Source organism: Caulobacter sp. DMC95 (assembly GCF_056313785.1).
This window is the reverse complement of sequence record NZ_JBQUZP010000005.1, coordinates 218040-231138: the sequence shown is the minus strand read 5'-3', so window position 1 is coordinate 231138 and position 13099 is coordinate 218040. Positions and strand designations below refer to the sequence as shown.

9 protein-coding genes are annotated in these 13099 nt (G+C 68.3%); 3 read left to right on the top strand and 6 right to left on the bottom strand.

The window, feature by feature from the left end; genetic code table 11:
- Positions 1 to 78: 78 nt before the first annotated feature.
- The gene (locus ACT53N_RS13815; RefSeq protein WP_476064435.1) at positions 79 to 621 is read right to left on the bottom strand and encodes a hypothetical protein; all 543 of its coding nucleotides are present in this window, start codon (positions 619 to 621) and stop codon (positions 79 to 81) included.
- A 254-nt stretch (positions 622 to 875) separates the two neighbouring features.
- The gene (locus ACT53N_RS13810; protein WP_476064434.1) at positions 876 to 2819 is read right to left on the bottom strand and encodes a M61 family metallopeptidase; all 1944 of its coding nucleotides are present in this window, start codon (positions 2817 to 2819) and stop codon (positions 876 to 878) included.
- Between the two features lie 195 nt (positions 2820 to 3014).
- On the opposite strand from ACT53N_RS13810, the gene dnaG reads away from it, so the two are divergent.
- Together dnaG and rpoD are read left to right on the top strand one after the other, a co-directional pair.
- Positions 3015 to 4946, top strand: coding sequence for a DNA primase (dnaG, locus tag ACT53N_RS13805; protein ID WP_476064433.1), 1932 nt, complete (start codon positions 3015 to 3017; stop codon positions 4944 to 4946).
- Between the two features lie 470 nt (positions 4947 to 5416).
- Entirely contained in the window at positions 5417 to 7375 is a 1959-nt protein-coding gene (gene rpoD, locus ACT53N_RS13800) for an RNA polymerase sigma factor RpoD (RefSeq protein ID WP_476064432.1), read from the top strand.
- A gap of 210 nt (positions 7376 to 7585) precedes the next feature.
- Here rpoD and ACT53N_RS13795 read toward each other — a convergent pair whose 3' ends face one another.
- The 4 genes from ACT53N_RS13795 to ACT53N_RS13780 form a co-directional block, all read right to left on the bottom strand.
- Positions 7586 to 9187, bottom strand: a complete 1602-nt coding sequence (locus ACT53N_RS13795; protein WP_476064431.1) for a M56 family metallopeptidase — start codon at positions 9185 to 9187, stop codon at positions 7586 to 7588.
- A complete protein-coding gene (locus tag ACT53N_RS13790; protein WP_476064430.1) occupies positions 9184 to 9567 on the bottom strand; it encodes a BlaI/MecI/CopY family transcriptional regulator in 384 nt (127 codons plus the stop codon). Before ACT53N_RS13790 ends, ACT53N_RS13795 begins: the two co-directional genes overlap by 4 nt.
- Positions 9568 to 9685: 118 nt before the next feature.
- Positions 9686 to 10201, bottom strand: a complete 516-nt coding sequence (locus ACT53N_RS13785) for a glycine cleavage system transcriptional repressor (RefSeq protein WP_476064429.1) — start codon at positions 10199 to 10201, stop codon at positions 9686 to 9688.
- A gap of 50 nt (positions 10202 to 10251) precedes the next feature.
- A complete protein-coding gene (locus tag ACT53N_RS13780; protein WP_476064428.1) occupies positions 10252 to 11142 on the bottom strand; it encodes a LysR family transcriptional regulator in 891 nt (296 codons plus the stop codon).
- Positions 11143 to 11241: 99 nt separating this feature from the next.
- Here ACT53N_RS13780 and ilvD point away from each other — a divergent pair, with 99 nt between their 5' ends.
- Complete coding sequence (gene ilvD / locus ACT53N_RS13775) at positions 11242 to 13092, top strand: dihydroxy-acid dehydratase (RefSeq protein ID WP_476064427.1); 1851 nt, start codon at positions 11242 to 11244, stop codon at positions 13090 to 13092.
- The last annotated feature ends 7 nt before the right edge of the window (positions 13093 to 13099 follow it).

Below are 13099 nucleotides of genomic sequence, written 5' to 3'. Positions count from 1 at the left end.
TTGGAACGCGATAACGGCAAGCGCATCGTTCGCGTGCGGTCGGACCAAGGTCAAGCGAGCAGGATTAGGGCAAGGCCCTCAATGAACGGGCATCGCCTCGGGCCTTGTCGCTGGCGCAACTGCGTCATCCATCCAGGCCGGCCAAGCGGTCGTGGCCCAACCGCCACGGCGATAGCGGCTATGGACCACGGCCAGCCATTGACGCAGGCCTTCCGCTTGCAGGGTCACGCCGACAGCGCGGCCATCACTGGCCTTGAACGTAAGCCGGATGAGGTGCGTGTTCGAGCTGATGTCCACAACGTCGACCAGCCACGTCTCTGTCGGCTGGTCGGCTTGGACGCGAGGCTGGGGCGTCAAGGCGGCCTGAGCCGATTGCTGGGCGAACTCCTGGAGCATTTCCCGGTCCGCTGGCGTGGCCGCAGCGGCGCTCGCCGCCGGGCCCGTGACGCCGTGTGCGTCGAGCCAACGGGTCAGCGGCGTCAGCACCCGGTTGAACATCCGCTGAGTCATCCAGAGCACCACGGTGCGGCCGTCCGCAAGCGCGCCGGACAGGCGCAGACGGTCCTCAGCCTCCACATACTCGGTGGTGACGCGCTGCAGCTGTGCGGGGGGCGACATCATGGAATCTACGCCCCGTGATCATCAGGCGCGCGCAGCATATCGGCGCGTTGGTCCAAGGCCAAGGATTTCACTCCGGTCGAGCGTCACCATAAGCGGCGTCGTCGCGGCAAGAAAAAAGGGCCCGCCTGGGAGGAGGCGGGCCCTTTCTTGGTACGCGTTCAGAGGGATCGAACAGGCGGAAAGATGACGCAAACGCCGTCCTTCCGCCCTTCTGCAAATCGTCGCAGCCCGCGAACGAGTCGCAGTGCGGTGACCTACTTGCGTGGCGCGAGGATCTCGCCCAGGCGATCCGGCGCGCCGGCGATCCGCTCCAGGCGCGGATAGCGAAGCCCGCCGCGATAGTCGATCTTGACCATCCGATAGCGGAAGCCGTCCTTGATCAGCAGCTCGACCAGCGGGTTTTCGGGCTTGGCGGCCGCCTTGACGGCGGCCTTCAGCTTGTCGCCGTCCAACTGCTCGCCGTTGACCGCCACGACGGTCAGGCCCTGGGTGAGGCCCGCCTTGAACGCCGGGCCGCCCCACTGGACGTCGGAAATCACGCCGTCCGCGCTCACCGTCAGGCCCAGCGAATAGGTGAGGGCCGTCCCGCGCGAGCGGGTCTCGGCCGCCTTCATGAACTCGGTCGGCGTCTCGGTGTAGACCAGCTTGTAGCCGCCGCGCTCCAGGCCATCGAGCGGGGCCTTTGGCTGGACCTCTTCGATGCGGGTTTTCAGGAACGTGGCCCAGTCATGGGCGACCACGCCGTTCAGGGCCGCGACCACGTCCTCGAACACATAGGTGCGCGGCACGTACGAGCCGTTGTCCATTCCGAAGAAGGCCTTGGCGAAGTCGTCCAGCGACTTCTTCCCGCCGGTCTTCTCACGGATCAGGGTGTCGGCGTCGAGCCAGACCAGCTGGCCTTCGGAGTAATAGTCCTCGCTGCGCTGCCATGACAGCCACGACAGTGGACGGCGCTGGGCGATGATCGGATCGTTGGTGGTGTCCTGCACCGGACGCCAGTCGCGGCCACGACGGTTGTCATAGGTCGCGGCGGTGGCGGCGATCGCGTCCAGGGTCTGCTGCTTGGTCAGGAAGCCTGCGCGGGCCGACAAGACATAGCCCCAATACTGGGTCTGGCCCTCATAGACCCACATCAGGCTGTCGCGCATCGGCACGTTCAGGTTGGGGGTCCAGATGTCGGCGGCGCGCCGGAACTTGCCGTTCCACGAGTGGGTGAACTCGTGGGGCAGCAGGTCGCGGCCGACGAAGTTCTTGTCCCACTCGGTGAAGTACTTGGGCGCGACCCGGTTTTCAGAGCTGCGGTGGTGCTCCAAGCCAATGCCGCCCAGACGATCCGACAGGGCGACCAGGAAGTCGTAGTGGTCGTAGTGGTGCGAGCCGAACAGCTTGTAGGCCTGCTGCACCAGGTCCTTGTGCACCTGGATATGCTCGGGCTTGGCCTCCAGCAGCTCGGGACTGTCGGCCACCAAGTTCAGGCGCACGGGGGCGGGGCCGGTGGGGTCCAGATCGATCGACTTGAAGTACTTGCCCGCGAAGATCGGGCTGTCGACCAAGGTTTCAACCGTGGTCGGCTTGAAGATGGTGACCTGGCCCTCGACCTTGGCGGTCTCCAGGGCGGTGGCCAGTTTCCAGCCTTCGGGCAGCTTGACGCTGGCCTCGATCGGAACTTGGCGGGTGTAGTAGCCGGCCGGATAGAGCGCGACCTGCAGCCATTGCAGGTTCAGCATCTCCTGGGTGACCTCGATCCGGCCGATCCGGCCCTCGACGGCGGTCAGGAACTGATAGCTGACCTGGATCTCGCTGACGTCGGCGGGCACGTCGACATGGAAGGCGTGGACGCTGACGACGTCGCGTTTCCAGGGGATGGTCTTGCCGTTCGCGGTGACCACCAGGCCCGCCAGCTTGTCCAGGTCGTTGCGCGGCGAGTGGCCGCCCGGAACCCACTGCGGATAGAGGAAGGTGAACGGACCGGCCTTGCTGACCGGGATGGTCGTGGTGACGCTCCAGATCTTGCGGTCAAGGTCGGTGGCGTCGACCGCCAGCTTCAGCGTGCCGGCGTAGGGTATGTCCTGCGGGGCGGGGATCGGCGCGCTCGGCGCGGCGGACTCCGGCCACGGTTGCGACGGCGCCGGGGTCTGGGCCAGAGCGGCCGTCGCGGCCAGGGACAGGACGGAAACCGAGAAGAACAGCGCTTTCACGAAACACCCAAATGCGGCGCGCGGGCGTGCTTCCCGCGACGAGAAGCCGGGATGTTTGTGCCGTCGCCGGACGATTGTCGAGGTCGGTTCAGCCCATTTTTCCGCGCCCGCCCCCACCGTGGTGATGTCTAGCGCGCGTGAACCTGTGATAGGAAGAACGCCCCTGGTCCTTCGCCAGACCCTCGCCCCAGACCTATGCGTTTCGACGACCGCTTTCTCGAAGAACTGAAGTCCCGCCTTCGCCCGTCCGACGTTGTCGGCAAGACGGTGAAGCTGCGGCGGCAGGGGCGCGAGTATGCGGGGCTGTCGCCGTTCACCAAGGAAAAGAGCCCCTCGTTCTTCGTGAACGACGAGAAGGGCTTCTATCACTGCTTCTCCAGCGGCAAGCACGGCGACATCATCAGCTTCCTGCAGGAGACCGAGCGGCTGACCTTCGCCGAGGCGGTCGAGCGGCTGGCGGCCGAAGCGGGCATGAGCCTGCCCGAGGTCGACCCCCGCGCCGCCCGCGAGGAGCAGAAGCGCTCGTCGCTCGGCGACTGGATGGAGCTGGCGGCCGCCTGGTTCGAGAGCGAGCTGCGACGCCCCGTGGGTCAGGCGGCTCGGGCCTATCTGGAAAAGCGCGGCCTGCCCGAGAGCGAGTGGGGCCGCTTTCGCATCGGCTTTGCGCCCAACAACCGCACGGGCCTGAAAGACTACCTGATCGCCAAGGGCGCCAAGCCGGGCGATCTGGTCGATGCCGGGGTGCTGATCGCGCCCGAGGACGGCGGCCAGCCCTATGACCGCTTCCGCGACCGGATCATCTTTCCGATCACCGACAGCCGGGGAAAGGTCGTCTCGTTCGGCGGCCGGGCGATGGATCCCGCCGCCCGCGCCAAGTACCTGAACGGCCCGGAGACCAGCCTCTTCCACAAGGGCCGGGTGCTGTATGGCCTGTTCGAAGCCCGTAAGATCCTCCACGCCGGCCAGAGCGGGGGCGAGAAACCGCCGATGGTGGTGGTCGAGGGCTATATGGACGTGATCGCCTGCCAGCGCGCGGGCGTGCCGGCTGTGGCGGCGATGGGCACGGCCCTGACCGAGGAGCAGATGGAGGGGCTGTGGCGCCTGCATCCGACCCCGACCCTGTGCTTCGACGGCGACAAGGCCGGAAAGCGCGCCGCCGATCGGGCCATCGACCGCGCCCTGCCGCTGCTCAAGCCCGGCCGCTCGTTCCTGTTCTCCATGCCCGTCGGCGGCAAGGACCCCGACGACGTGCTGCGCGAGCAGGGGGCGGCGGCGCTGAAGGCCCAGCTGTCGGACACCAAGCCGTTCGTCGAGGCGCTGTTCGAGCGCGAGCGCGACCTCGAGCCCTTCGATACGCCGGAGCAGCGCACCAATCTGAAGGTCCGCCTGCGCACCCTGGCGGCGACCATCGCCGACAAGGACCTGGCCCACGCCTACAAGGAGGAGCTGCTCGACCGGCTGGACGAGATGCGCGCCGCGCGCCGCGTCAAGTCCGACGCCAGCGACGCGGGCCGCACCATGGCGCGGGCGCGGTGGGACAACGCTCCACGCCGGCCTTGGGGCAAGCCGCGCCTGGAGGGGGCCACCGCCGAAGGCCGTCAGGCCGCCGCCGCCCTGCAGCAGGCGCCGCGCCCGTTCTCGGCCGCTCTACTGGTCGCCGCGATCCGCGACCCCAAGGTGGTCGACGACCGCATCGAGGTGCTGATGAACCAGGGCTTTGGCGACGAGCGCCTAGACGCCATCGCGCAGGAGCTGGTGAACCTGCGGCTGGAGGCCGATCACGTCGAGACTGGCCTGCTCAAGGGCCGGCTGGCCTCGGCCGGCTATGACGAGGGCGTGTTGTCCTCGCTGGAACGCGCGGCCGCGCATGTGAAGGCGCTGGACGTCGCCCAGAGCGCAGCCCAGAGCCCGGAGGAGGCGATCCGGGTGCTGTGGTCGCAGGCCTTCGACCTTCTGCTCCGGCTAACCGCCCTGGAGCGCGCCGTCGACGACGCCAAGACCGACCTTGCCGACGAAAGCGACTTCCAGACCTTGCTGCGACTGAAAACCGAGCGCGACGCGGTCAAGCGCCTGATCGAAAGCGGCGGCTGGACCGATCCGGCGCTGGTGTCGCAGGTGCTGCACTAGACTCTAAATCTCCGACCTCCCCGGTCGGGTTGGGGGAGGGTTCTTGGAGCTTTCCCAACATTCGCCGACAAGCCCGCAAAATCAAAACCGTCCACGTCCCATCTTGACTCCGGCGTCACCCACAGCCACATGCCGACTCAAGGATTTGCCACGCAGCTGACTGACATCACTCGGGCCGCCGGAGCGCGCGCCCTTATCGAAACAGGATGTCACCCTCGCCGCCGCCTCAGGTCCCCAGCGGTCGCCGACCCGTTCAGGGAAAAGCTCGCCGTGCTCATCGCCTGGACCTCCGCCGGTTTCCCGCGGAGCGCTTCTACATGGCGGACCAGAGCGCAGGTGAGCCTTCTGACGGGAACGTGATCCTTGGGTAAGCGCTGATCAAGGCGCGGATCGGGCAGGCAAGCCATTTCGACAAGGATTTTTTCGATGCGAGCCTCGCGGGGGGCGGCGCGTCGACTGCGGAGAGCTTAATGAGCAACAATTCCTCGGCCGAGACGGAAGCGCCCGAAACCACCGGTGGTGACGGCCCCCTGCTCGATCTGACCGACGCCGGCGTCAAGAAGTTCATCAAGCAGGCGAAAGCCCGCGGCTACGTCACGATGGACGAGCTGAACAAGGTGCTGCCGTCCGAGGAAGTCAGCCCCGACGCCATCGAAGACACGCTGGCCATGCTCAGCGAGATGGGCGTCAACGTGGTCGAGGCCGAGGAAGACGCCGAGAACGCCGAGGGCGGCGAGGTCGCGACGCGCGACGAGAACACGACCGTCATCGCCAGCGACAAGCCGGCGGCCTATGACCGCACCGACGACCCGGTCCGCATGTACCTGCGCGAGATGGGCTCGGTGGAGCTGCTGTCGCGCGAAGGCGAAATCGCCATCGCCAAGCGCATCGAGGCCGGCCGTGACACGATGATCCGCGGCCTTTGCGAGTCGGCCCTGACCTTCGAAGCCATCATGGTGTGGCGCGAGGAACTGGGCACGGGCCGCATCCTGCTGCGCGAAGTCATCGACCTGGAAGGCACCTACGCCGCCATCAACGGCGTCGCCGCCCAGCCGGCCGCCGAGGACGACGACGGTCCTGCCGAGCCCGTCGATGACGAAGCCGGCGAAGCCAAGGCCGAGGGCGCCGAAGGTGAGGACGAAGACGACTTCGACGACGGCGCTGGTCCGACCGTCAGCGCCATGGAAGGCGAGCTGCGCGAAGGCGTGATGGCCATCCTGGACGCCATCGCCAGCGAGTTCGAAGCCTTCCGCAAGCTGCAGGACAAGCTGGTCGGCAGCCGCCTCAAGGGCGAGGACCTCTCGGAAGCCGACCGCAAGGCCTATGAGCAGTTGTCGGCGACGATCATCCAGCACCTCAAGACGCTGAAGCTGAACAACAACCGCATCGAGGCTCTGGTCGAGCAGCTCTATGCGATCAACAAGCGCCTGATCGGCCTGGAAGGCCGCCTGCTGCGCCTGGCCGACAGCTACGGCATCAGCCGCGCCGAGTTCCTGAAGGCCTATTTCGGCGCCGAGCTGAACCCGACCTGGACCGAGCAGGTCAAGGCGATGGGCGTGCGCTGGACCAAGTTCGTCGAGAACGACAGCCAGTCGGTCAGCGACATCCGCGGCGAGATCGCCGCGCTCGCCACCGAGACCGGCGTGCCGATCGACGACTATCGCCGCATCGTCCAGACGGTCCAGAAGGGCGAGCGCGAAGCCCGTCAGGCCAAGAAGGAAATGGTCGAGGCCAACCTTCGCCTCGTGATCTCGATCGCCAAGAAGTACACCAACCGCGGCCTGCAGTTCCTGGACCTGATCCAGGAAGGCAATATCGGCCTGATGAAGGCGGTCGATAAGTTCGAGTATCGTCGCGGCTACAAGTTCTCGACCTACGCCACCTGGTGGATCCGTCAGGCGATCACCCGCTCGATCGCCGACCAGGCCCGCACGATCCGTATTCCGGTCCACATGATCGAGACGATCAACAAGATCGTCCGCACCAGCCGCCAGATGCTGCACGAGATCGGCCGCGAGCCGACCCCGGAAGAGCTGGCTGAAAAGCTGGCCATGCCGCTGGAAAAGGTCCGTAAGGTCCTGAAGATCGCCAAGGAGCCGATCTCGCTCGAAACCCCGATCGGCGACGAGGAAGACAGCCACCTGGGCGACTTCATCGAGGACAAGAACGCTGTCCTGCCGATCGACGCGGCCATTCAGTCGAACCTGCGGGAAACCACCACCCGCGTGCTGGCCTCGTTGACCCCGCGTGAAGAGCGCGTGCTGCGCATGCGCTTCGGCATCGGCATGAACACCGACCACACGCTGGAAGAAGTCGGCCAGCAGTTCTCGGTGACCCGCGAACGCATCCGTCAGATCGAAGCCAAGGCCCTGCGCAAGCTCAAGCACCCGTCGCGGTCGCGGAAGCTGCGCAGCTTCCTGGACTCGTAAGGGTTCGGGCTCAAACGAAGACGCCCCGGTCGAAAGGCCGGGGCGTTTTTGTTCGTGAGCTGGTTTTAGCGCCCCCTCCGTCTCGTCGCTTCGCGCCGATCCACCTCCCCCGCAAGCGGGGCAGGAGGGAGTCCTGTCCTCCTCACCCGTGAAACGGGGGAGGTGGCGCGCGGCGAAGCCGCGTGACGGAGGGGGCGCTATTCCCAGATCCTACAGCTGCTCCCGCGCCCGTTCCGCCAGCCGGTCGGCCTCGCGCTCCATTTCATCTGCCTGAGCTGGCATACGTCGCGCCACGGCCTTCAGCTCTTCGTCGGTCACGGTATGACCGCGCGCGCGGTTCTCGGCGATCTGCTGGGCGCGGTAGGCCGGGTCGCGCAGGCGGGCGGCTTCCTCGCGCATCTGGCGGGCCCCGGCGCGCATCTGATCGGCGCCCTTGGCCATGTCGAGGCGGGCCTGCTTCATCGCCGCGACGCGGGCGATTTCGCCAGCCTTGCGCGCTTCGTCGCCGATCCGGCGCGCTTCCTCGGCCGAGAGCCGCGCTTGCTGGGCGTAGACGCGGGCCTGGGCGCCGGCCGCGCGGGCGGCCGCTTCGATCTCGTGTCGATGAACCTCGACCTGGCGGCGGATCTCGTCGGCGTTGACTCGCGCGGCGTCAGCCTGGGCCCTGGCCCAGTCGGCCTGCGCCCGCGCCTGGAGCAGGTCATAGGCGTCGGCGTCCGGCGCCGGGGGCGCGGGGGGCGCCGGCGGTGCGGGCGGAACGACCCCCGCGACAGGCGCGGCCAGGGCGGGCGGCGCCGGGGGCGCAGGCGGCAGCGGGGCGCTCGCGACCGGGGCCGGCGGCACGGGCGGGACCGGCGGCGCGATCTGGCGGGTGACGGCGAAGGCGGCGAGCGGCGCGGCGACCAGCGCCAGCGCGCTGATGCTGAGGGCGACGGTCAGGGGGCGGCGGCGCGCGGGCGTGTCGGTCATGATGCAGGCGATCCTCGATTTCAGGGTCCGGCTGTCCGCCGCCATGGGCAGCGAGGCGACAGGGGCGAGTAGGGGTGTGGGATGGGACGCCAGGCGCACCAGGGTGCGGGCGTAGAGGGCGCGATCGACGAAACCCAGCGCGGCGGCGTCGGCGGCTTCCTCCGAACGCTGGCGCAGCACCGCGTGCAGCCGCCAGACCAGCGGGTTGAACCAGAAGATCGCCAGCACGACGCGCGAGATCAGCAGGAAGACCCAGTCGTGGCGGCGCAGATGGGCCAGTTCGTGGGCCATGATGGCCGGCGCTGTGTGGCGCTCGGCCAGGGTGGCCGGGTCGATCAGGATCGCGCCGGGCGCAACGCCCCAGCTCAAGGGGCCGGCCACGCGGTCGGAGCAGACGAGTTTGGGGCGGTCGGCGGGCGACAGGTCTTCGATCGGCGCCAGCCAGACTGGGCAGATGACGGGATCAGCCTTCCGGGTCCATCGGGTCAGGGTGCGAAGACCCAGCGCCAGCCGCCCGCCGATCAGCGCCGCCCCCAGCAGCCAAAGGCCGCCGAGAATCGCGCCCGGCGTCATCCATGCCGGGACGGAAGCCTCGGGAGAGTTCGGCGCGATCGGCGCGCTCTGGAGGGCGATGGCGGCGTCCTCGAGCGGCGGCAGCAGGGCCAGCTCGATCGGCGGCAGGGCGTTCATGATCACCGGCAGGGCCAACAGCAGGCAGACGGTCCCGCGCAGGATGTCGACCCGCTCAACGGGGCGCTGGGTCAGATGACGCGAGGCGGTTAGACCCACGGCGGCGATCAGGCTGGACTTGATCAGCAGCGAAATCAGCAGCGTCCAGGTCATCGCTTGTCCTCCCCGTCCTGGGTGGCCTTGTCGATCATCGCCTCGAGGGCGGCGGCCTCTTCCGGCGTCAGCTTCTGGCCAAGGCCCAGCAGGGCGCTGGCGGCGCTGGCGGCCGAGCCGGCGAAGAAGGTGTCGATCAGGCGCCGCAGGGCTCCGACCGCGACGGTCTCGGGAGCCTGGGCGGGACGGTAGACGACGCCGTGGGCGTCGGACGCGCGCTCGACCAAGCCCTTGCTCTCCAAGCGAGCGAGCAGGGTGCGGACGGCGGAGTCGCTCAAGGGATCGGCGAGGGCGGCGCGGACCTCGGCGGTGGCGCCGCTTTCCAGACGGCAGAGGGTCTCGAAGACTTCGCGTTCGCGGCGGGGCAGGGCGTCGATCAAGGGGCGGCCTCAGCAGCTGAGTTCGCTACACCTGTAGCGCTACATTTGTAGCGACGAAAGTGAACTCGCCGTAATACGGAGGCCGGTGATGACGGCTATCGGTTCAAGGGGCGCGCGTTCAGGCCCCGCCGACCGTCACATCCACCATGATCTCGCCGGAGATGTCCTCCAGCGCCGTCTGCACGGCGGCGGCCGAGAGCGTGGGCGGCAGTCGCAGGCGGGCGTCCAGGTGGAACAGCGGCGCGCCCGAGTGCGGCTCTACGCTGAGACGGGTCTCGAAGGTCTCGATATTGGCGCGCAGACCGCTGAGCACGCCGGTCACCTGGGCGACGATGCCGGGGCGGTCCTGGCCGACCACGCTGAAGGTGACGGTCTCGCCCGCCGCCGGAGCGGCTTCCAGCGCTGGCGCGATGCGGACCTCCAGGCCTTCGGCGTCGACCTTGGCGACGGCGGTGCGCAGGGCGTCCACCGATCCGGCGTCCAGCGCGACCAGCACCGAGCCGACATAGAGGCCGCCCAGCTGGCTCAGGTGGCTTTCCAGCCAGTTGCCGCCGGCCGAGAGCACGGCCTTGGCCAGGGCTTCGGTGAGGCCGGGCCGGTCGCTGCCGACGACGCTCAGGATCAGGTTGGCCATGGACGTTTCCTCAAGGGTTTTGGCGAGCCAGCCACGCGGCTTGGCCGGCGTCAATCCGGGGTGAGCCCGTCTGCGTCCGCCAACCGCAGCAGGCCCTGCAGCGTGGGCGCATCGTCGTCGCGGCGCCAGACGAGGCCCGTCTCCAGGATCGGCGGATCCACGAGGTCGACATAGCGCACGCCCGCACGGGCCAACTTCCGCAGCGAGGCGGGGGCCAGCGCCATGCCCAGCCCTGCGGAGACCAGGCTGATGATCGTCTGCATCTGGATGGCCTCCTGGACGATCCGGACCGGTTGGCCGCGCGCGGCCACATAGCCGGTGACAAGGTCATGGAAGGCCGGGGCCACAGTTCGGGGAAACAGCACCAGCGGAACCTCCGCCAGGGCGGCCAGGTCCAGCGGCCCTTCGGCGCCCCACGCCTCGGGCGTGACGGCCACCAGTGGCTCCGACACGAGCCGGCGATAGGCCAGGGCGGCGGGCAGGGCGCGGTTCGGCGGCGGGATGATGATCCCCGCATGGCGCTCGCCGGCCAGCACCGCCGGCACCTGGACGTCGCTGGTGGCCTCGACCAGCTGGATCTCGACGCCGGGAAAGGCCTCGGCGTAGCGGCGGACGAGGTCGGGCAGGACGCTGTAGTCGGCGGTGCTGACGAACGACAGCGACAGCCGCCCAGTCTGGCCGTCGCGCAGGCGGCGGGCGGTGTCAGGCAGGGCGTCGATCGCCGTCAGCGCCTCGCGAACATGCGGAAGCCACTGCTGGCCGAGCGGCGTCAGTTCGACGTGCCGCTTGGTGCGGGCGAACAGCGGCACGCCCAGTTCTTTCTCTAACGCCAGAATCGATTGGCTGAGCGGCGGCTGGGTCATGCCCAGCCGTTCAGCGGCCCGTCCGAAGTGCAGGGTCTCGGCGACGGCGGCGAAGTGGCGGAACTGGCGGATGTCCATACTGATATGTTTAGCGACCTAATCAGCGCCGACTAATATATTTCTCGATCAAAGCGCCTTGGCCTAGAAAGACCCCACGACCGACACTGGATTTGTCCCATGCCTCCCTATCGCTCCCGCACCTCGACCCACGGCCGCAACATGGCCGGCGCCCGCGGCCTCTGGCGCGCCACGGGCATGAAGGACAGTGATTTCGGCAAGCCGATCATCGCCATCGCCAACAGCTTCACCCAGTTCGTGCCGGGCCACGTGCACCTGAAGGACCTGGGCCAACTGGTCGCCCGCGAGATCGAGGCGGCCGGGGGCGTCGCCAAGGAGTTCAACACCATCGCCGTCGACGATGGCATCGCCATGGGTCACGGCGGGATGCTGTATTCGCTGCCCAGCCGCGACCTGATCGCCGACAGCGTCGAGTACATGGTCAACGCCCACTGCGCCGACGCGATCGTCTGCATCTCCAACTGCGACAAGATCACGCCCGGCATGCTGATGGCCGCCATGCGTCTCAACATCCCGGTTGTCTTCGTCTCGGGCGGGCCGATGGAGGCCGGCAAGGTCACGGTGAAGGGCAAGATCAAGGCGCTGGACCTCGTCGACGCCATGGTCGTGGCCGCCGACGACAGCTATTCCGACGAGGAAGTCGAGGCGATCGAGAAGGCCGCCTGTCCGACCTGCGGCTCGTGCTCGGGCATGTTCACCGCCAACTCGATGAACTGCCTGACCGAGGCCCTGGGCCTGTCGCTGCCCGGCAATGGCTCGGTGCTGGCCACACACGCCGACCGCGAGGCCCTGTTCAAGGAGGCCGGCCGCCTGGTCGTTGATCTCTGCCAGCGCTGGTACGAGCAGGAAGACGCCACCGCCCTGCCGCGCGGGATCGCCACCCGGGCCGCGTTCGAGAACGCCATGAGCCTCGACATCGCCATGGGCGGCTCGACCAACACCGTGCTGCACCTGCTGGCCGCCGCCCATGAGGGCGGGATCGACTTCAGCATGGCCGATATCGACCGCTTGTCGCGCCGCGTGCCCTGCCTGTCCAAGGTGGCTCCAGCCAAGAGCGACGTGCACATGGAGGACGTCCACCGCGCGGGCGGGGTCATGGCCATCCTGGGTGAGCTTGAGCGCGGCGGCCTGATCGACGCCAGCCAGCCGACCGTCCATGCCCCGACCCTGGGCGAGGCCCTGGCCCGCTGGGACATCGGCCGCACCAACAGCCAGACCGCCCATGAGTTCTTCAAGGCCGCGCCCGGTGGCAAGCCGACCCAGGTCGCCTTCAGCCAGGCGGCCCGCTGGGAAGACCTGGACCTGGACCGCGAAAAGGGCGTGATCCGCTCGGTCGAGCATCCGTTCTCGAAGGACGGGGGCCTCGCTGTGCTGTTCGGCAACCTCGCGCCTGAGGGCTGCATCGTGAAGACCGCCGGGGTCGACGAGTCGATCCTGACCTTCCGGGGCACAGCCCGTGTGTTTGAAAGCCAGGACGCGGCGGTCAGCGGCATCCTGGGCGGTCAGGTCAAGGCCGGCGAGGTCGTGGTCATCCGCTACGAAGGCCCCAAGGGCGGACCGGGCATGCAGGAGATGCTGTACCCGACCACCTATCTGAAATCGAAGGGCCTGGGCGCGGCCTGCGCTCTGATCACCGACGGCCGCTTCTCGGGCGGCACCTCGGGTCTGTCGATCGGCCACGTCTCGCCCGAGGCCGGCGAAGGCGGTCTGATCGCCCTCGTGGAGACCGGCGACTCGATCCTGATCGACATCCCGACGCGAGGCATCACGCTGGAGGTGTCCGACGAGGTGCTGGCCGCCCGCCGTGAGGCCGAACTGGCGCGGGGCAAGGCCGCCTGGACGCCCAAGGATCGCCAGCGCGAGGTCAGCCCCGCCCTGCGCGCCTACGCCGCCATGACCACCAACGCCGCCCGCGGCGCGGTGCGCGACGTCAGCCAGATCGAGCGCTAAGGCGACA